At 72.2% G+C, this 19985-nt stretch carries 17 protein-coding genes; 10 read left to right on the forward strand and 7 right to left on the reverse strand.

Annotated elements, in window-relative coordinates:
- Positions 1-43 precede the first annotated feature (43 nt).
- Together WMF26_RS46870 and WMF26_RS46875 are read right to left on the reverse strand one after the other, a co-directional pair.
- The gene (locus WMF26_RS46870) at positions 44-1267 is read right to left on the reverse strand and encodes a serine/threonine-protein kinase (RefSeq protein ID WP_061624709.1); all 1224 of its coding nucleotides are present in this window, start codon (positions 1265-1267) and stop codon (positions 44-46) included.
- A 91-nt stretch (positions 1268-1358) separates the two neighbouring features.
- Entirely contained in the window at positions 1359-1490 is a 132-nt protein-coding gene (locus WMF26_RS46875) for a hypothetical protein (RefSeq protein ID WP_437334494.1), read from the reverse strand.
- A 246-nt stretch (positions 1491-1736) separates the two neighbouring features.
- Here WMF26_RS46875 and WMF26_RS46880 point away from each other — a divergent pair, with 246 nt between their 5' ends.
- From WMF26_RS46880 to ggt, 4 genes are all read left to right on the forward strand, one after another.
- Positions 1737-2861, forward strand: coding sequence for a hypothetical protein (locus WMF26_RS46880; protein WP_437998005.1), 1125 nt, complete (start codon positions 1737-1739; stop codon positions 2859-2861).
- Positions 2862-2935: 74 nt separating this feature from the next.
- Positions 2936-3976, forward strand: a complete 1041-nt coding sequence (locus tag WMF26_RS46885) for a WD40/YVTN/BNR-like repeat-containing protein (protein WP_437998006.1) — start codon at positions 2936-2938, stop codon at positions 3974-3976.
- Between the two features lie 450 nt (positions 3977-4426).
- Positions 4427-5032 carry a hypothetical protein gene (locus tag WMF26_RS46890; RefSeq protein WP_437998007.1) on the forward strand — a complete coding sequence of 202 codons (606 nt, stop codon included), beginning with the start codon at positions 4427-4429 and terminating at the stop codon, positions 5030-5032.
- 185 nt (positions 5033-5217) lie between these two features.
- Positions 5218-7110 (forward strand): gamma-glutamyltransferase, encoded by a 1893-nt coding sequence (ggt, locus tag WMF26_RS46895; RefSeq protein ID WP_437998008.1) that lies wholly within the window; start codon positions 5218-5220, stop codon positions 7108-7110.
- 81 nt (positions 7111-7191) lie between these two features.
- On the opposite strand, the gene WMF26_RS46900 is transcribed toward ggt, so the two are convergent.
- Entirely contained in the window at positions 7192-7902 is a 711-nt protein-coding gene (locus WMF26_RS46900) for a universal stress protein (RefSeq protein WP_061621733.1), read from the reverse strand.
- A gap of 125 nt (positions 7903-8027) precedes the next feature.
- Here WMF26_RS46900 and purB point away from each other — a divergent pair, with 125 nt between their 5' ends.
- The 4 genes from purB to WMF26_RS46920 all read left to right on the forward strand — a co-directional run bounded on the left by purB (position 8028) and on the right by WMF26_RS46920 (position 13164).
- Complete coding sequence (gene purB, locus WMF26_RS46905) at positions 8028-9326, forward strand: adenylosuccinate lyase (RefSeq protein WP_437998009.1); 1299 nt, start codon at positions 8028-8030, stop codon at positions 9324-9326.
- A gap of 55 nt (positions 9327-9381) precedes the next feature.
- Positions 9382-11187 carry a DUF885 domain-containing protein gene (locus tag WMF26_RS46910; protein WP_437998010.1) on the forward strand — a complete coding sequence of 602 codons (1806 nt, stop codon included), beginning with the start codon at positions 9382-9384 and terminating at the stop codon, positions 11185-11187.
- Positions 11188-11387: 200 nt separating this feature from the next.
- Entirely contained in the window at positions 11388-12515 is a 1128-nt protein-coding gene (locus WMF26_RS46915) for an AAA family ATPase (protein WP_437952554.1), read from the forward strand.
- A gap of 4 nt (positions 12516-12519) precedes the next feature.
- Positions 12520-13164, forward strand: a complete 645-nt coding sequence (locus WMF26_RS46920) for a DUF4276 family protein (RefSeq protein WP_437952555.1) — start codon at positions 12520-12522, stop codon at positions 13162-13164.
- A gap of 52 nt (positions 13165-13216) precedes the next feature.
- Here the strand turns inward: WMF26_RS46920 and WMF26_RS46925 are convergent, their stop codons facing one another.
- The 4 genes from WMF26_RS46925 to WMF26_RS46940 all read right to left on the reverse strand — a co-directional run bounded on the left by WMF26_RS46925 (position 13217) and on the right by WMF26_RS46940 (position 17310).
- Positions 13217-14092, reverse strand: a complete 876-nt coding sequence (locus WMF26_RS46925) for a 5'-3' exonuclease (protein ID WP_437952556.1) — start codon at positions 14090-14092, stop codon at positions 13217-13219.
- Positions 14093-14121: 29 nt separating this feature from the next.
- Positions 14122-15702 (reverse strand): lactate racemase domain-containing protein, encoded by a 1581-nt coding sequence (locus WMF26_RS46930; protein WP_020741512.1) that lies wholly within the window; start codon positions 15700-15702, stop codon positions 14122-14124.
- A gap of 75 nt (positions 15703-15777) precedes the next feature.
- Positions 15778-16440, reverse strand: coding sequence for an HAD family hydrolase (locus WMF26_RS46935; protein WP_020741513.1), 663 nt, complete (start codon positions 16438-16440; stop codon positions 15778-15780).
- A 102-nt stretch (positions 16441-16542) separates the two neighbouring features.
- A complete protein-coding gene (locus WMF26_RS46940) occupies positions 16543-17310 on the reverse strand; it encodes a phosphoadenylyl-sulfate reductase (protein WP_061624948.1) in 768 nt (255 codons plus the stop codon).
- A 78-nt stretch (positions 17311-17388) separates the two neighbouring features.
- Here WMF26_RS46940 and WMF26_RS46945 point away from each other — a divergent pair, with 78 nt between their 5' ends.
- On the forward strand, positions 17389-18375 hold the full coding sequence (locus tag WMF26_RS46945; protein ID WP_437998011.1) for an ArsA family ATPase: 987 nt from the start codon (positions 17389-17391) through the stop codon (positions 18373-18375).
- 21 nt (positions 18376-18396) lie between these two features.
- On the forward strand, positions 18397-19593 hold the full coding sequence (locus tag WMF26_RS46950; protein WP_437998012.1) for a hypothetical protein: 1197 nt from the start codon (positions 18397-18399) through the stop codon (positions 19591-19593).
- Positions 19594-19985 lie beyond the last annotated feature (392 nt).

The raw sequence follows: 19985 nt of genomic DNA on the forward strand, positions 1-19985 counted from the left end.
CTGCCGGCGGCGCCCTCCGAGGTCCCGCCGGCAGCGCCGCCCGTCAGCAGCTCAGCAGCAGCAGAACGACGATCACCGCCACGATGACGCCCGTGGCGAGCGAGGCGCCGCCGACGAGCAAGAGCAGCTTGCCCGTCGACCATTGCGTGAGCGGCGTGCCGGAGCCGGGCGGCACCGTCGCGCTGTCGTCGAGCGTGCGCTCCGGCCGGCTCATCGAGTGGCTCGGCGCGGCGGCGTGCTCCAGCACGGTCGGCTGCGGGCGGGCGCTCGGCGACACGCCGCCGGGGGACGGTGTCATCGGCGGCGACGCGAGCGGCGGCGCCGGCTGCGACAGCGGCTGGCCGGCGCGGATGCGACCGTCGAGGACGGCTTGCGCGTACGGGGGCAGCCCGCCCGCGCGCACCGCGCGGACGTCCGCGCGCATGGTCTCCGCGTTGGGGTAGCGATGGAACTTGATGAACGCGAGCGATCGATCGACTACGGCCGCGACCGCGGGCGAGATCCCGGGCGCGACCGAGGCGAGCGGCGGGGCCTGCTCGGTCGCCGCGGCGATGACCTCCATCGCCTCCGTCACGTCGCCGTGCACCTGCCGGCCCGAGAGCAGACGGAACATCGTCGCCCCGAGCCCGAACAGATCCGTGCGCCCGTCGATGTCGTGGATGAGGCCTGTCGCCTGCTCCGGCGCCATGTACGTCGCCGTGCCCATGATCATGCCGGTCTTTGTCGCGGTCTTCTCGGGCAGGCCCGTGAGCCCGTCGACGACGCGCGCGATGCCGAAGTCGAGCATGCGCACGCGGCCGTCGATCCCGAGGTGGATGTTCTCGGGCTTCAGATCGCGGTGCACGACGCCGCGCGCGTGCGCGATCGCCAGCGTCTCGAGCACCTGATCCGCGAGCGCGAGCACCTCGCCGGGAGGCATCGTCCCGGTGCGCGCCATCCGATCGAACAGCGTCTCGCCCTGGAGCACCTCCATCGTCAGGTACGCGAGCCCCTCCGGCGACTCGCCCGAGCCGAGCACGCGCACCACGCCCGGTACCGCGTCCGCCCCCCCGAGCGAGTTCCCGATGAAGCCCTCGCGCAGGAAGCGCTTACGCACCTCCGCGATCGCGTTGAGCTCCGGGTGCAGCACCTTCAGCGCGACCTGCGAGCCGTCCGCCGCCCGCCCGAGCAGCACGCTCCCCATGCCGCCGGTGCCGAGCACGCGCTCGATCCACCACGTTCCAGCGAACGTCTTGCCGACCCAGTGCTCCGCGTCGTCGTCGTACACGAAAGGCGCCCTCGTTCGACCCGCGCCATCCGAGGAGCGGGATGCTCAGCGGCGAAGCAACTGGTAGGCCGCACCGCGGCGGGTGCGCAAGCTAATTGATGGAGGTCGTGCCGAAGCGGGCGTCGTCGTCAAGCCGCTCGGCCGCCGCCTTGAGCCCGGAGGCGACGCCGCGGAACGCGTCCGCCGGCATGCGAAACGTCACGCCGGGGCCGAGGAGTGTCACGTGAACGGTACCGCACCCGCACCGGGTGACGCGCGTCGCCTCATTCGAGGCGAGCTCCGTGTGTGGACCGCATTTCTTGGACGCCGCCATGGTTGAACCTCTCCCACATCCTAGCAGCTCCTACCCCCGTTCGGCCACGACGGCCCGGCTCGCGCCGGATCCCTGCCGGCCGCGTGACATCATGGTCCTGAAATTGCCCAACGGTGTATATCTCCATCATTGCTGCTCCATTGACTGGAGGACCTCATGGCTGCTCGACGGCTGACGTTCGGTTTGCTTGCCCTCGCGCTGGGTGCTGCCGCCTGCATTGACGACCGCCCGGGCCCTGGACCGGGCTCGACGGGCTCCGGTCCGGGGCCGACGGTGGACGCGTCGCTGCTCGATCCGCCTCCGGTGGGCGACGGCTTCCAGATGCAGACGGAGGACATCGAGGTGCCTCCGGGGGTGGAGCAGCAGGACTGCTACTTCTTCAAGGTCAGCGAGCTCGCCGCGTCGAACGGGCTCGACCCGCAGGCGCCCGTGAACCTCCACCGCGTGCAGATCGCGCAGCGCGACGGCTCGCACCACATGAACATCTTCCGGGTGCGGACCATCAAGGGGTTGGGGCCGGAGGGCGGGCTCATCCAGAAGAACCAGAACGGCGTGGGCGAGTGCTTCAAGAGCCCCAACTGGGCCGACTGGCCGCTCATCGCGAACTCGCAGCAGGACGGCCGGCTCGACTGGGAGTTCCCCGAGGGCGTCGCGAACGTCCTCCAGCCCGACGAGTGGCTCATGCTGCAGACGCATTACGTGAACGCGACGTCGCAGAAGACCCCCCAGGCGGTCGGCCGCGTCCGGGTGAACTTCTGGTCGTTGCCCGACGAGCAGGTGACGGCCGAGATGGGCACCGTCTTCGCGACCAAGCAATCCATCCGCGTCTGCCAGTCGAATCCGCGGCCCACGTTCGAGGGCTCGTGCCAGATCAACAGCCCCTCTCCCGTGCGGATCATCGGCGCCAACGGCCATTTCCACAGCCGGGGCACGCGGTTCGACATGTACGCGTGGGACGGCACATCCATCGGCACGCCCCCGGCCTCGGAGCGCTTCTACACCTCGAACGCGTGGGATGACCCGCCGATGCTCACCTCGCCGCAGCTCGACCTGGAGCTCCCGAAGAACGGCGGCGTCTGGTACGGCTGCACGTACGAGTGGCAGCAGCCGGACCCCTCCGTGGGCTGCAGCGGCCTCGACGAGTACGACGCCACCAAGAACAACACCTCGGAGGATCGGCTGGATTGCTGCTACACGTTCGGCCCGATCGTCGAGAAGAACGAGCACTGCAACATCTTCGTCTATTACTATCCGAAGCAGGACGACGTGTTCTGCAACTGAGCCCCCGGACAGGCGCGCGCCGCGCGCGCCGACAGGATCGCTCCAGGCTGGTCTTCTGCCCGATGCGCACCCGTTTGCACCCCGTTGCCGCGATGGCGCTCGCGGCGGCCGCCCTCGGCGGCTGCTCCGACGCTCCTGCGACGCCGCCGTCCGAGGACGGACCGCCGGCGTGGCGCGTGCTGCTCGACGAGGGCGACCTCGATCGCGCGGTCCTGTCGATCTGGGGGACGGCGCCGGACGACGTGTTCGCCGTGGGGGGGCCGCTCGGCAACACCGGGCGCGCGTCGCTCGCGCTGCATTACGATGGGTCGACGTGGCGTGAGCTCCCGGCCGGCGGGGAGGAGACGTTCTGGTGGGTGGCCGGCTCCGGGCCGAAGGACGTCTGGATGGTCGGCGAACGCGGCCGCGCCGCGCGCTGGGACGGAGCAGCGTTCACCGAGCACGAGACCGGGACGGACGCTACGCTGTGGGGCGTAATCGCCTTCGCTCCCGACGACGCCTGGGCCGTCGGCGGCACGCCCGGCGGCGGCGCGGGGGCGGAGAAGGATATCGTCCTTCACTGGGACGGCAGCGCATGGTCGAGGGAGCCGCTGCCCGAGGAGCCCGGCCGCGCGCTCTATAAGGTTTGGGGGCAGTCGTCCGACGACCTCTATGCCGTCGGCGAATTCGGCGTGATCTGGCACCGCGCGGGCGCGACCTGGGCACTGCAGTCCGAGCCGCCGATCGCGCAGGGCACCCTGTTCACGGCCGCCGGCTGCAGCCGTGAAGAGGTGTACGCGGTCGGCGGGAGAGACGTGCTCCGCTCGGACGGCACGGCGTGGCGCCGCCTCGACATCGAGCTCACCAACGACGTGAACGGCGTCGCCTGCGGCCGCCCGGGCGAGGTCGCGATCGTCGGCTATGGAGGCCTCAAGCAGCGCCTCGTGGACGGGGCCTGGATCGACGAGTTCACGGAAGAGCCGTATGCCGACCTGCACGCCGTCTGGGCCGACGGGGAAGGGGCCTTCTGGGCGGTCGGCGGCGACTTCCTCAGCCAGCCGACCCCGGGCAGGGCGCGCAAGGGCGTGGTGGCGCGCTACGGGAAAGGGCAGATCGCCGACACTGTGAGCCGCTGATCACCGGACCGCAGGTCCTCTCACCTGTCCGGACATGCGAACAGTGTGGCATGTCGCGCCATCGCGCCGTGAACTCCTCGACACGCCACGGCGGAGCGGGCGCGACCATCGAGATTTTTTTCTCGGGAAATGCTTCAAGGGGGGGTGCTGGTCGTCCGATTGCAACACCCGCAGAGGCCACACGCGGAACCCGCGCTCTCTCAACCTAGGAGAATTGACATGCGACGGACCATTGCTCAGCTTTTTGTAAGCGCATTCACTTTTGCTGTTCCTTTCGCCATTGCTTCCTCCGCGTCGGCGGCGCCCGGCCCGGAGGCTTGTGGAAATATCCAGCTAGCTGCGAGCGCAGCGTGTGAGTTCCGCACCTCGGGCGGGTGCGAGACGAGCTGCAAGCCGATCAACCTCACGGCGGCGTGCGCCGGGAAGTGCGAGGGCCGGTGTAACGCCAACGTGACGGCCGACTGCAACGTCGACTGCTCCGCGGATTGCTCCGCCAAGTGTGAAGTCGACCCCGGGAAGTTCGACTGCAGGGCGAGCTGCTCGGCGAGCTGCAAGGCGGACTGCAGCGGCCGGTGCGCGGCGGAGGCCAGCGGGGGCAGCGCGCAGGCGGAGTGCGAGGGGGCGTGCGAGGCGAGCTGCGACGGCGAGTGCAGCGCGAGCTGCGAGGTGACGCCGCCGAGCGCGGACTGCGAAGCGAAGTGCGACGCGAGCTGCTCGGGGCAGTGCAAGGCCGAGGCGAACTTCGATTGCAATGTCGACTGCAACGCGGATTGCACGGTCGATCTCGAGGGCGGGTGCAAGACGAAGTGCTCCCAGCCGGAAGGCGCGCTGTTCTGCAATGGCCAGTACGTCGATGTCGTCGGTAGCCTGCAGGACTGCCTCGACTACCTGAGCACGCTGGAGATCAAGGTCGACGCGCACGCCGAGGCCGAGGCCAGCGTCTCCTGCGCCGCCGCGCCGGGGTCGTCCTCGTCCGCGCCGTTCGCGGGCACCGGGCTCGCGGCGCTCGTCGCGGGCGCGGGCGTGGCCGCCGCGCGCCGCCGCAAGCGGTCCTGAGCGGGGCCCGGCGCCCCTGACGGCGCAGGCGCTGCCGCGGAGGCGCCTCCAGGCGAGGCTCCTCCGCGGCCGTCGCGCGCCGCCGGGGAGCGCGCCTCGCGCCATGAACCGATCCCCGGGCCGGGTCGCCCTGCGCGGCCCGGCCTGGCTTTCTCCGGCACCGTAGTAGATTCGCGCCCACCCTGATGACCCTGCATCGTCGTTCGAGGCCGCGCTGGGTGCTCGCCCTCGCGCTGCTCGCCGGCTGCGAGGCCCGCACGCCGCCCGCCCCGCCCGCGGCGGCGCCCGCCGCCTCCAGCGCGCCGGCCCCCGGGAGCGCCGCCGCGGCGGCCAAGGCTGCGAGCGCCGCGGCGCAGCCTGCGGCCCCGGCGGCGGCGCCGGAGCCGCTGCCCCCGGATCCGCCGATCGCGCTCGCCTCGGGCGGCGCGCGGGCGGTGCGCGGCGACGCGGGGCTCGTGACCTCGGTCGAGGAGCACGCGACGCGCGCCGGCGCGGACGTGCTGCGGCGCGGGGGAAATGCGATCGACGCGGCGGTGGCCGTCGCGTTCGCGCTGGCGGTGACGCACCCGAGCGCGGGCAACATCGGCGGCGGCGGCTTTATGATGGTCCGCCTCGCGAACGGCGAGACGCAGGCGATCGACTTCCGCGAGGCCGCGCCCGCGTCGGTGACCACCGCGTCGAACATGGCCATGGTGCGCGCCGGGGCGCACGGCTACGCGTCGGCCGGTGTGCCGGGCTCGGTCGCCGGCCTCGCCCTGGCGCACGAGCGGTTCGGCACGCGGCCGTTCGCCGAGCTCCTGGCCCCCGCGATCGCCCTGGCGCGCCAGGGGCACCGCCTCGGAGCGCGGCAGGCGCTGACGCTGCGCTGGGCGTGGCCGCGGCTGAGGGCCGATCGCGCCGCGAGCGCCGTCTGGGGGCGGGGCAAGGGGCCGCTCGCCCAGGGCGAGCTGGTGCGCCAGCTCGATCTCGCCCGCACCCTGGAGACGCTCGCCGCCGAGGGGCCGCGCGCGTTCTACGAGGGCGCGATCGCCCGGAAGATCGCCGCGGCGATGCGCGAGCGCGGCGGCCACATCACCGAGGACGACCTGCGGGCCTACCAGGCCAAATGGCGCGCGCCGCTCCGGTTCTCGTACCGCGGCTTCACCGTCGACACGATGCCGCCCCCGTCGATGGGCGGCGTCGCGTTCGCGGAGATCATGCTCACGCTGGAGCGGGTGAAGGCGCACGAGGCCCCCGCCGACTCCGGGCTGTCGCTGCACCTGTTCGTCGAGGCGGCGAAGCGGGCGTACGCGGATCGGCGCAAGGTGGGCGCCGACCCGGATTTCGCCCCGCCCGAGACGGGGCAGCTGCTCGCGAGGCTCCTCGACGGGAGCACCCTGATGCGCCGCAGCCCGCCCATCGACCCGGAGCGCGCCACGGCGGCGGGCGACATCGCGAGCGCGGCGGACGCTCTTCTGCCGGAGTCCCCGCAGACGACGCACTTCTCGGTGATCGACGCGCAGGGCAACGCGGTCTCGTGCACGACCACGCAGTCGGCGAGCTTCGGCGCGAAGATCGTGATCCCCGGGACGGGCATCCTGCTCGGCAACGCGATGGGCGCGTTCTCGGAGACGGGCATCAACGCCGTCGCGCCGGGCAAGCGCATGGCGAGCTCGATGACGCCCACGCTCGTGAGCCGGGACGGCAAGATCGCGCTCCTCCTCGGCTCGCCCGGCGGCGACACGATCCCGAACACCGTGGCCCAGGTGCTCCGCAACCTGGTCGATCACGGGATGACCATCGACGAGGCGGTCCGGCACGCGCGCGTCCACCACCAGTGGATGCCGGACCGGGTGCGCGTCGAGCGGCTGACGCCGCCGCCGCAGGCCGCGCTCGACGACCTCGCGCGGCGGGGGCACGCCGTCGTGCTGGATCCGATGCCGATCGGCGACGCGAACAACATCCTCGTCGACGCCGCCGGCGTGGCGTGGGGCTACGCCGACACGCGCGAGGGGGGCACGGCCGAGGGCGTCAGCGCGCCCGACAAGCTCGGCCCGGCGGCGGAGGCCAGCGCGCTGCCGGCCTCCGGCGCGCGGTAAGTCGGGCGCGCGCGGGCGTCAGCGCGCGGCAGGTCGTCGCGCCAGGGGAAGAGCGGCGCGGGGAAGGCCGCGCGCCGGCCGTCAGCGCAGCCTGGGGTCGTACTCGGCCGCGTCGGCGTCGTCGTCCTCCTTGGGGCGCACGACCACGACCGGGCACGGCGCGTTCCGCGCGATCCGATCGGCGGTCGAGCCGCCGAACAGCCGCTGGAGCGGCGACTGCGGGTGCGTGGCCACCACGATGAGATCGGCGCTGAGCTCCCGGGCGAGCGAGACGATGGCCTTGTCGGGGCGGCCGGTGCGGAAGTGCATCGCCATGAGCCGGGCCTGGCCGTCCGCGAAGCGGTGCTGGAGCACCCGCAGCGAGGGCGGCGACGACGCGCCCGGGACCGTCACGTCGCACACCGCGGGGGCGACCTGCCGCGGGCCGACGACGACGGCGTGGATCTCGGTCTCGCCCCGGAGCGCCGCGAGATCGAAGGCGAAGCGCCACGCCCGCCCGCCCGGCTCGGACAGGTCCATCGCGACCACGACGATGTACGGCTTCACGCGGCGACCGGCGCGCGCGCTCGCGCGGGCCGGCTCGCTCGCGGGGGGGGCGGCGTCCACGGCGCGCCCCGCGGGCTCACCCCGCCCGGGCTGGCCCGGGAGGTCCGCCGGCGCCCTGGCGGCTCCGGTCGGCTCGTTCGCCCCCGCGGGCAGGGTCTCGGGCGCGGCATCGCTCTCGGTGGACGGCGGGCGGACGACCGACCTGCCCTGGTCGGGGCGCGCGGGCGCCGGTGCTTCGGTAGGCATCGGGCGCCAACGTTTGGAGCGCGCCGCGCGACCGCAAGCGCCGCGCGGCGCGCTCCAAACGTCGGCGCGGGTCCCGGACCACTCCATCCTTGACGCACCCTCCAGACCTTCGCAGCGTCCCGCCCATGATCCCCCGCTATACCCCGTCCGAATTCGAAGAGCTCTGGTCGCCCGCCACCCGATTCTCGACCTGGCTCGAGGTGGAGCTCGCCGCCTGCGAGGCGATGGAAGCCGAAGGCCTCGTGCCCGCAGGCGTCGCGAAAGGGATCCGGGCGAAGCAGCTCTCGCTGGATCCGGAGCGGATCGAGTCGATCGAGCGCACGGTCAAGCACGACGTCATCGCCTTCCTGACCCACGTCGAGGAGCTGGCGGGCGAGGGGGCGCGGTGGCTGCACCGGGGGATGACCTCGAGCGACGTGCTCGACACGAGCCTCGCGATCCTGCTCGTCCGCGCGGCGGACCTGCTCTCGACGCGGCTCGACAAGCTCTGCGACGCGCTCGCGCGGCGCGCGGACGAGCACCGGCGCACCCCGATGATCGGCAGGAGCCACGGCATCGCCGCCGAGCCGATCACGTTCGGCCTGGCGCTCGCGGGCCACCTCGCCGAGATGAAGCGCGGCCGGGCGCGCCTGCGCGCCGCGCGCGAGGCGATCGCGGTCGGGAAGATCGCCGGCGCCGTCGGGACGTACGCGCACCTGTCGCCGCGCATCGAGGAGCGCGCGCTCGCCGCCCTGGGCCTGCGCCCCGAGACGGTCTCGACGCAGATCGTCGCGCGCGACCGCCACGCCGAGTTCTTCGCCGCGCTCTCGCTCATCGCGGCGGGCATCGAGCGGCTCGCGACCAACGTGCGGCACTGGCAGCGCACCGAGGTCCGCGAGGCGGAGGAGCGCTTCTCCGTGGGCCAGAAGGGCTCGAGCGCGATGCCCCACAAGCGCAACCCTATCCTCAGCGAGAACCTGTGCGGCCTCGCGCGAATCGTGCGCGCGGCGGTGATCCCCGCGCTCGAGAACGTGCCGCTGTGGCACGAGCGCGACATCTCGCACTCGTCGGTCGAGCGGATGATCGCCCCCGACGCGACCTCGACGCTCGGGTTCATGCTCGATCGCGCCGCGGGGCTCGTCGACGGGCTGGTCGTCTACCCCGAGAAGATGCGCGAGAACCTCGATCGCACGGGCGAGCTCTTCTTCAGCGAGGCGGTGCTGCTGTCGCTCGTGCAGAAGGGCCGGCCGCGGCAGGCGGCCTACGAGATGGTGCAGCGCTGCGCGATGCGCGCCATCGCGGGCGAGGGCCGCTTCCGCGACAACCTCGCCAAGGACGCCGACGTCGCGGCGCTGCTCGCCCCGGACGAGCTCGCGCGCTGCTTCGACCTCGACCACGCGCTCTCGCACGTGGACGCGATCATCGATCGAGCGATCCGCGGGTAGTCGGCGGCCTGCGCCGTTGACCCGCCCGGGCCGGTTTGAGAGGCTCCGGCCCGCCATGGCCGCACCTGCCCCCACGCCCGCCCGCCGCCCGCGCTCGCGCCGCCTCGTGGCGCTCGCCGCGGCGCTCGCGCCGATCGCCGCCTGCAGCGGGAGCGCCTCGGCGCCGCCTCCGTCCGCCGGCGAAGCCCCGCGCGCAACTGCGCCTCCCGCGGCCGCAACGCCCGCGGCGCCCGCGCGGCCAGACGAGGCGCCGCGGGAGCCGTTCGCGGCGCTGCGCGGCCGGATCGTGCGCGAGTGGGTGGCGGACGAGCCGGCGTTCGCGCGGTCGCGCGGGCTGCACGAGCAGGACGGCAAGGTCGGCGACTACTCCGCGGCGGCGATCGAGCGGAGGCTCGCGCGCCTGGAGCGCGATCGCGCGGCCCTCGCCGCCATCGACGCCGCGGCGCTCTCGCCGGACGAGGCGCTCGATCGCGCGCTCCTGCTCCAGCAGATCGACCTCAAGCTCTTCAACGGCAGGGATCTCGAGGAGTGGCGCCGGCGGCCGCAGTTCTACGGCGAGCTGTTCGGCGTGAACCACTACCTCGATCGCGCATATGCGCCGCTGCCCGAGCGCGCGAGGCGCCTCCTCGAGCACGAGAAGGCGGCGCTGGCGCAGGTGCCGCGCGTCCTCGAGAACCTCGCGAGCCCGCTGCCGAAGCCGGTGGTCGAGGTCGCCGCGAAGATCTTCCGCGGCTACGCCGAGTACCTGCGCGGCGACGTCGTGAAGCTGCTGAAGGGCGTGGGCGACGCCGCGTTCCAGGCCGATCTCGAGAAGACGAACGCCGCGCTCGCCGACGCGGCGGAGCGGCTCGCCGAGCACCTCGCCAAGGTCGAGCTGCCGAAGGGCGACGCGAGCCACGTGCTCGGCGAGGCGCGATACAAAAAGCTCCTCCTCGCGCAGGGGGGGCTCTCGATCCCGCTCGCCGAGTTCAAGAGGATGGGCGAGGAGGACCTCGCGGCGAACAAGGCGGCCTACCAGGAGCTCGCCAGGAAGGTGAAGCCCACCCGGCCGAAGGCGGAGCAGCTCCTCGCCGAGGCGACGCGGGTGATGGAGGCGTCGCGCAGGTTCGTCGTCGACCGGGAGATCGTGAGCCTGCCGTCCGACGAGCGGGCGATCGTGAAGGAGACGCCGCCGTACATGCGCTGGAACTCCGCGTTCCTCGACGCGCCGGGGCCGTTCGAGCGGAAGGGGCTCGAGGCGTTCTACTACATCACGAAGCCCGACCCCTCCTGGCCCAAGAAGGAGCAGGAGGAGTACGTGATGCCGCGCGGGACGCTGCTCTCGACGACCGTGCACGAGGTCTACCCGGGGCACTTCGTCCAGGGCCTGTGGGTGAACCGGGCGCCGACCGAGGCGCAGCGGATGTTCGAGAGCTACTCGTTCGTCGAGGGCTGGGCCCACTACGCCGAGCAGATGATGATCGAGCAGGGGTTCGGCAAGGAGGACCCGCAGAGCCGGCTCGGTCAGCTCGCGGACGCGCTGCTGCGCAACTGCAGGGTGGTCGTGTCGCTCGGCGTGCACGCCGAGGGCATGGGGCTCGACGAAGCCGAGCGCCGCTTCGTCGACGACTGCGCCCAGGACCGCGCGACGGCGCGGGAGCAGGCGCTGCGCGCGACGTTCGACCCCGGCTATTTCGCCTACACGCTCGGCAAGCTCCAGATCCTGAAGCTCCGCGAGGAGGCGAAGGCGGCCCTGGGCGCGGCGTTCTCGCTGCGCCGATTCCACGACGCGCTCCTCGCGCACGGGTCGCCGCCGCTGCCGCTCATCCGCGAGCGCGTGCTCGCCGAGCTCAAGGCGCCCGCGCCGCTCCCGGCGAAGTAGCGCGGTAGGTCGTGCGCCGCGGCAGCCGCCGTTTTTTCCGTTTCGGGGGAGCCGGCGAGCGCTCGTTCGGAGCGGATCGTGCACCCGACGGCGATGCCGCGCGCCCGCGGGAGTAGGCTCGCCCGAAGCCGGAGGCATGAGGCGGTATACTCCTCGCGCACGAGCGCATCACCCGATCGGAAGAGCCCGCTGGAGCACGCATGATCACCCACCTGACCGTCTCGAACTACCGGAGCCTCGGCGAGAACGTCCGGATCGAGTTCGGGAAGCTCACCGTGCTCGTCGGACCGAACGGATCCGGAAAGAGCAACGTCATGGACGCGTTGCGGTTCGTCGCGGACGCGATGCACATGGGTCTCTCGGGAGCGATCACCATGCGCCACGGGATCGGGGCGGTCCGTCGCTGGAGCGGCGGGCACCCGTTTAACGTCGTCCTCCGGGTGGGCCTCACGCTGCCGTCCGGGAGGGCTGAGTACGGCTTCGAGCTGACCGGATCGAGCGCCGAGGAGTACGAGGTCAAATCGGAGGACGCGGAGGTCATCCGCGGCAACGGACGCTTCCGTTTCCGGGTCAGCGGCGGTAAGTGGCAGGACGGGCCGGAGGGGCTCCGGCCACCGCTGGACAAGAAGAACCTGGCCTTGCAGCTGATCGGAGGCGACGAGCGCTTCGAGGAGCTCGTCCACGCGCTCCAGAACATCGCCGTGTACGCGATCTTCCCGGACACCCTGCGAGCTCCGCAGAAGTACAGCCCCACCAAGCCGATGAGCCGGCACGGCGACAACTGGGTCTCCGTCCTGAAGGACCAACCCGCCGCCACATGGAAGCCGGACCTCATCGCGGCGCTCAACAAGCTCACCGGCGACACGCTCGACATCAAGGTGGCGCAGGCCGCGAGCTACCTCGTCGTCCAGTTCCAGCACGTATCGCCGAACAAGAAGCCGAAGTGGTTCGACGCCACGCAGGAGTCGGACGGGACGTTGCGCGTCGCTGGCATCATCACGGCGCTCCTCCAGGAGCCGTCCGTACCGGTGATCGGCGTGGAGGAGCCCGAACTCACCGTGCATCCGGGCGCCATCCCGCTCCTCTACGATCACCTGAAGCAGGCGACGAAGCGGAGCCAGGTCATCGTGACGACGCACAGCCCGGAGCTCCTCGACCTCGTCGAGCCCGAGGAGGTCCGCGTGGTGATGCGCGCCGAGGGGGAGACGGTGGTCGCGCCGATGCGCGCGAGCCAGCGGGAGGTGGTCAAGAGCGGGCTCATGACCCTCGGCGAGGTCATGCGCATGGAGGGGCTGCAGCAGGAGCTGCCCTTCGCCGCCGCGGAATAAGGCAATGAAGGGCTACATCCTCGTCGAGGGGGAAGGCGAGCTGGGAGCCGCGGAGAACCTGATCACACGGCTCTGGCACGAAGCCGGTCACTGGCAGCACTGGGCACGCGCCATCACCTGCAAGAACACGCATCAGCGCAGGGGGATCGAGAAGGGGATCGGCCTCGTTCGCGCCAAGCGCGACGCTGGTGCGCTGCTCATCCTTCGCGACGAAGACGACGCCTGTCCCAGAGAACGAGGGCCGCAGATGGCTTCCTGGGTGCGCGAGATCGATCCGCCCTTCCCCGTGGCGGTCGTGCTGATGTGCCGCGAGTACGAGGTACTCTTCTTGCCCTGCGTCGAGCGCATGGCTGGCCGCCCCCTCATCGGTCCGGACGGTCAGGAGCGACCTGGTCTCCTGCCGGGGACGCGCTGGGAGCACGGCGATGATTGGGAGCGGACGCGCGACATCAAGGGATGGCTCAGCGATCACTTCCCGCCCGGGCGCGTCTACAAGCCCACGGTCGATCAATGGCCCATGACGCGGATGATCGACGTGCCGACGCTGCGGGCCGCCGGCGTGCCCTGCTTCGGAACGCTGGAGCGAGCGCTCGCGTTTCTCGCCTCCTCGTTCGGAGGAGCCGGCGTCTACCCGCCGCGCGGCGGCTGACGACCGGACGGGCGTACGCCGCGCGGCGCGCTCCGCCCGGCTCACCTGTGGCTCACTCCCAGCGCGTCGGCCGCGACTTCAGCGTGCGCACGTCCAGCGCGTCGCACCACGCCTCGAAGCGGCCGCGCGGCACGCCGCGGAAGCGCAGGTCGTCGAGGCGCTCCGCGAGCGGCACGTCGGTCCGGAGCGTCGCCAGCGTGCGGTAGAGCAGCGCGTCCTCCCGCTGCTCGACCAGCGCGCGCGCGACCCGATCCGCGCCGCGCACCGGCACCGACCACGCCGCCGGGTCGTCCGGGATCCGCTCGATGTGCCCGTAGGCGCCGAGCAGCGCGGCCGCCGTGCGCTCGCCGATGCCCGCGAGCCCCGGGATGCCGTCGGCGTCGTCCCCGGTCAGCGCGAGGAAGTCCGGGATGCTCGCCGGGGCCACGCCCCGCGCGGCGCGCATCGCCGCCTCGTCGATGACGCGCTCCTTCCGGCGATCGACCTGCACGACCCGATCGCCCGAGAGGCACTGCCCGAAGTCCTTGTCCGGGCTCAGGATGCGCACCTGCGCCACGTCGCCCTGGAACCGCGCCGCCGCCGTCGCGAGCGCGTCGTCCGCCTCGAAGGCGTCCATCGACCAGACGACGACCCCGAGCGCGCGCACCGCCTCCTCGACCGGATCGAACTGCGCGCGCAGCGCGGGATCCATGCCCTCGTCGCTCTTGTACCCGGCGAACAGGTCGTTCCTGAACGAGCGGATCGGGTTGTCGAAGGCGACGGCGAGGTGCGTGACCTCCTCGTCCGCGTGGCGCAGCAGCGCGAGCAGCGAGGCGACGACGCCCACCGTGGCCTTCGCGTCCCAGCCGCCGGGCGCGCGGTGCCCGGGCCGCTTGGAGAAATGGGCGCGGAAGAGCTCGTAGGTGCCGTCGATGAGGTGCAGCCGCATCGTGGCGCCTCCCGCCGGCCGCGCGCCCGCTACGCCGTCATGTCGGCCATGAAGATCGGCGGCGAGTGCAGGGCCATGATCTCCGGCGTGGGCGGGGCCGACTGCTTCGCCATCCGGAGCGCCTCGTCCATCGTGCGCGCCGTCTCCCAGCCGAGCAGCTGCGGGATGTACTCGTTGTCGGCGCCGACCACGATCATCCGGCCGATGTGCTGCCGGCCCGCCTCGCCCCAGTACCACATGAAGAAGGGGTGGGTCGGGTGGTACGCGTGCCCGAAGCGGTACATCTCGATGTAGGCGGGGTTCTCCGAGAACTTCTTCTCGTACCGCTTGTGCAGCTCCATCGCGTCGCGCGTCTCCGGCAGCAGCCGGTGCACGAACTCGATGTACGGGGCGTGGTGCTCGTTGTCGAACAGGTCGGTGCAGGGGTGGAGGATGATCATCGTCCCCCCCTTCTTGAGCATCGGCGCGCCCCGGTAGAGGTTGAACAGGTAGCCGTTCGCCATCACCTGCACGAGCAGCGGGTTCAGGAACGAGTTCACGTTGTACGGGCTGATGTACGGGATGCCCGTGATCAGGATGTCGGCCTGGCCCGTGACCGGGACGAGGTACTGGTCGAAGCTGCGCTTCAGCGTGTGCTCGTGGACCGCCTCGGTCTCGCCGGCGAACACGCCGGTCACGCCGTACGGCGAGGGGACGCGCTGGAAGATCGCCTGGCGCGCGGGCTGCGGCACCTTCGACAGCGTGAAGCGGAGGGCGCGCAGCGCGCTCTTCTCGCCCGCGCTCAGGTCGTCCTCGTTCCGGGCGAGGAACTCGAGCGGGCGATCGAACATGCGGTTGTTGATCGTCGTCTCGATCGTGAAGACGTTGAGCTTCTTGTTGGCCAGCCGGCCCATGCGCTCGACGCTCGTGTGCAGCGCCGAGCTCTTCGGGTCCATGTACGAGTAGCAGTCGCGCATCACCCGCGGGTTGTGGTGCGCGCGCAGGCTCCGGTACCCGCACAGGCCGACCGAGACCGACTTGTGCCCGCCGTCCATCGGGACGAGGTTCAGGTTCACGTAGATCACGAGGTCGCTGTCGACCGCGCGCTTGTTGAGCTCGACCTCCTCGCCGGCGTCGGTCGTGCCGAGGTACTTCATGTTGGCGAGGTTCTCGGCGTCGTGGTTGTAGAGCTTCTTCGGCCAGTAGGCGTTGAAGATCCGGTCGCCGACGATGTGGCGGACCTCCCAGTCCTTCATCCGCCGGTGGACGCTCGTGGCGATGATGATCTCGACGTCGTCGACGCCGTAGTCCGAGAGCAGATCGAGCACGATGGTGAGCACCCGCTCGCGGATGTCCGGCCGCTTCATCGGGGGCAGCGGCAGCGAGATGTCGTCCACCGCGATCGTGACCTTCATCCCCGGGCGGAGCTTCGCGTAGAGCGGCTCCGAATTGTGCGGGTGGTTGATCGCGTAGCGGATCGCGGCGTCGACGTCCTTCAGCGGCTCGAGGGGCGGCTTCGCGTAGAGCACCCGGGTGCCGGTGGGCAGGTCGACCTCGACCAGCTGGTCGCCTGAGAAGAGCACCCGGGGGGCGCTGCGGCTGTCTAGCGTGACGACGCAAGGATGGCTCATGGGGCTTTCAGAGCAGGTGGTGCGACGTGTTGGGCTGCAAGGTGGTCTCCCGCCGCCGTGCGGGAGGGGCCGGGGTCATGCGGCGAGTTCGAGGATCGGCCAGTGGTAGGCCTGCGCGAGCAGCTTGAGCTTGCGGTCCGGGTTCACCGCCGCGGGGTAGCCGACGACCGAGAGCATCGGGACGTCCGAGTAGCTGTCCGAGTAGCCGAAGCACTCGTCGAGGTTGTGCCCGTGCGCGTGGGCGTGCTCGCGGATGAGCCGCGCCTTCTCGGGCCCGGCCACCACGGGGCGCAGGAGCTTGCCCGTCGCGAAGCCGTCCTTCACCTCGAGGCGGTTCGCGATGATGCCGGTCGCGCCCAGGTGCTCGGCCAGCAGCTGCATCAAGAAATCCAGCGCGCCGGAGATGAGGACCACGTCGTGCCCCTTGTCGAGGCTGCACTTCACGAGGTCGCGCGCCTTGGCGTAGATCGCCGGCTTGAGCACCTTCGCGAACGCCTCCTCGGCGAGCGCCACCAGGCGATCCTCGGAGACGCCGTCGAACGAGCTGAAGAGCAGCTCGTTGAAGAGGCGCCGATCCTGGAGCTCCGCCATCGCCATCCATGGCGCCTTCACCAGGGCACGGCCGAGCTTCGCCAAGCTGTGCATCGGCGTCGGCTGGTTCAGCATGTAGAACACCGTCGGGTGCACGAGGTTGGTCGTGACCAGGGTGCCGTCTACGTCGAAGTAGCTCGCCGGCATGCGGGGCAAATCTCCCTGCATGCCGTTTGAGTCAAGATCGAGCTGCCGCGAACCGGGTTTCGCAGGCGGATCGTCACGCGGCGAAGAGGCGCAGGCGCATCGTCACGCGGCGAAGAGGCGCTCGTACCGGTCGTCGAGGTCGACGCCGCCGTCGGTGTCGCCCCGGTCGACCGGGTTGATGCCGCAGTACTCGACGCTCGCCAGGTGGCGCCAGCGGCCGGCGCGCTCGGGCTCGTCGGGCAGGACGGGCGTCGTGCACGGGAAGCAGCCGATGGTGCGGAAGCCCATCGCGTGCAGCGGGTTCTCGATCGCGTCCGGGTGCGCCGCGAAGTACGCGTCGAGCTCCTCGCCGCTCAGCGACGCGAACGGGTGGACGCGGAGGACGTTGTTCGCGGGGTCGAGGCCGAACGGCGCGACCTTGGCGCGGGCGCCGCCCTCGCCCCGGCGGAGCGCGGCGACGAGCGCGTCGTAGCGGCCCCGGATGGCGTGGAGCGGGGCCGACTTGCGGAGGTCGCAGCAGCGCTCCTGCCCCTCCTTCGAGAGGTACAGCAGCCCCTCGTCGCGCGTCTGCTGCGCGAAGGTGCGCTCGGGCGAGAGCGTGACGACGCGCAGGTTCGGGTGGGTGCGCGCGAGCTCGTCGCGCGTGGCGAGCGTCTCGGCGTGGAGCACGCCGGTGTCGACGAAGATGACGTCGAAGGCGAGCCCGGCCCGGTCGGCCATGTGGCACAGCGCGGTCCCGGCCCGCTGCATGCTGCTCATGATGGCCGCGCGGGGGCCGAAGGTCTCGCGGACGAAACGCAGGAGCTCGACGGGCGACGCGCCCTGGAAGCGTCGGTTCAGCGGTTCGAGGTGTCGCTCGGTGATGCGCATAGGCGATGCATAGCAGAGGCCGCTTCCTTGATCCGGGTTGCCTTCGCCCGAGCTTGCGCCTAACTCGGCTGACGCGGAATGACCAGCGCCCAACTAGCCTCAGAAGCGGGCGGGCTCGGCCAGGATCTGCCGGCGCTCGAGGGCCGGCGCTTCCTGTTCGTGACCGGCAAGGGAGGCGTCGGGAAGACGACGATCTCCGGCGCGCTCGCCCTCGCGTTCGCCGCCCGCGGCAAGCGCGTCCTCGTCGCGATGTGCAACACGAAGGAGCGGCTCTCGGCCATCCTCGGCACGAAGCCGATCGGCCAGGAGGTCACCCACGTGGCCGAGCGCGTGTGGGCCGTGAACATCTCGCCGGACAAGGCCCTCAGGGAGTACGGCGAGATGGTCCTCAAGGTGCGCGCCGCGGCCGATCTCGTGTTCGACAACAAGTACACGCGCACCTTCTTCCGCGCGGTGCCGGGGCTGTACGAGTGGGCGATGCTCGGCAAGGCCTGGTTCCACACGACCGAGCTGCTGCCGGACGGCTCCAACCGCTTCGACGTGGTCCTGCTCGACGCGCCCGCGACCGGGCACGGCGTGGACATGCTGCGCGTGCCCAAGGTGATCCTCGACGTGGCGCCGCCGGGCATCCTGCGCCGCGACGCCGAGGCGGCGTGGGCGATGTTCAGGGACCCCGCGCGGAGCGGGGTCGTCGTGGTGACGCTCCCGGAGGAGATGCCGGCCACCGAGACCGTCGAGCTCGTGGCGGAGGTCCGGGGCGAGCTCGGCCTGCCGGTCCACCGGCTGATCATCAACGGCGTGCTGCCGCCGCTGTTCTCGCCCGAGGAGCGGCGGGCGCTGCTCGCCGAGCCGGGGCGGCTCGACATCCAGGCGCCGGCGCGCGCGGCGCACACCGCCGAGAGCGCCGTCGTGGCCGGCGCGCGGCGGGCGATGCGCGAGTCGGTGCAGCACGAGAGCCTGGCCCGCCTGCGCCGCGAGCTCGACCTGCCGACCGTGATCCTGCCGTTCCTCTTCGACGAGGCCTCGACGGTCGCCGGCACCCGGACGCTGGCCGCGCGGCTCTGAGCGACGCCGATGCCGGCGGCCATGCTGCGAGCGAGCCCGCTGCTCACCGACGGACGCGCGCTGCTCGACGCCGAGCGCCTGCTCCACGCGGGGGTCGCCGACCGGCGCGCGAGCTTCGAGCTCGCCTTCACGGCGATGCCGCCGCACACGGGCTTCCTCGTGGTCGCGGGCGTCGAGGCGGCGCTCGACGCGCTCGCGTTCAACGACGCGCGCCTCGACGCGGGGGCGGTCTTCGCGGCGCGCGAGGCCTGCGGCCTGAGCGACGCGCTCGTGGAGCGGCTCGCCGGCGCGCCGATCTCGGTCGACATCGACGCGATGCCCGACGGGACGATCGCCTTCCCGGGCACGCCGGTCGTCGCGGTGGAGGGGCCGTTCATCGAGGCGCTCCTCGTGGGCGCGCTGCTCGTGCCGGCGCTCCGCCGGGGCACGGCCGCGGCGACGCGGGCGGCGCGGCTCCACATCGCGGCGGACGGCGGCGCGGTCGTCGACGGGTCGTCGGCGCGGGTGCCGTTCGCCGAGGAGGCGCTGGCGCTCGCCCGCGCGGCGCACGTGGGCGGGGCGGCGGCGACGACGAGCGCGCTCGCGGCCACGGCGCTCGGGATCCCGTTCCGCGGCGAGGCGGGGATCGAGCTCGGCGAGCTCGCGCCGCCGCCGTCGCCGCTCGAAGGCAGCTGGCCCTGGTACGCCGATCGGACGGTCGACCTCGGGGGCCACGAGGAGGAGGCGCTGCTCCTCGAGGCGCGGCGCGTGGGGACGACCGCCGGCGGCTGGATCGCGACGGGGCTCGCGGAGCCGGAGGGCGCGCTGCCCGCGGCGCGCTACGAGCTCGTGGCGCTCGAGGAGTCGGGCGCGTGGGCGCTGCGGCAGGGGACGAGCGATCGCGGCGACGTGATCGCGGGGCGCAAGATGGTGGCGCGCTACTACGACGAGGCGGGGCGCGCGGCCTGCGACGTGATCCACCTGGCGCACGAGCGGATGCTGGCGCCGCGCTCGCTCGGGGCCGCGCGGCTCGCGCCGCTCGCGCGCGCGGTGATGCGCGGCGGGCACGCCCTGGAGGCGCCCGAGCCGCCGAGCGCGGGGCGCGAGCGCTCGATCGCGGCGCGGCAGCTGCTGCCGCACGCGGTCGCGCACCTGCGGGCGCCGGCGCGGTACCCGGTGCAGCTGTCGCCGGCGCTGATCGCGCTGCGGGAGCCGGATCCGCCGAGCTCGTTGCGGTAGGCCCGGCCCCCGGGGAGGGTGTTCTCGGCGCGGGGCAGGGGGGTGGGGGCCCGCCGAACTCGCCCGAGATGTGAGCCATCCGGCAAGCCGGATGACTCACATCTCGGGCTCAGACATCGGCCCATCCCCACCCCCCTGCCCCGCGCCGAGAACACCCTCCCCGGGGGCCTACGGTGGAGATGGATGGGGGCGCCGTCACGGGAACGAAGGCCTCCGTCGCAGGCCCGGAAGCTTCCGTCACGGGAACGAAGGCTTCCGTCGCGGGCCGGAGGCTTCCGTCGCGGGGCGGGACGCGAAATTCGTCGGAAATTCGTGCTCCGGCGAATGCCGGACGGCGCCGGGAGCAGGGCCGGCACTCCTAAGTGCGCGAAATGTCGTGCTCACGAGCGCGC

Origin of the sequence: Sorangium sp. So ce185, from assembly GCF_051526825.1 — a bacterium.
Lineage (GTDB): Bacteria > Myxococcota_A > Polyangia > Polyangiales > Polyangiaceae > Sorangium > Sorangium cellulosum_D.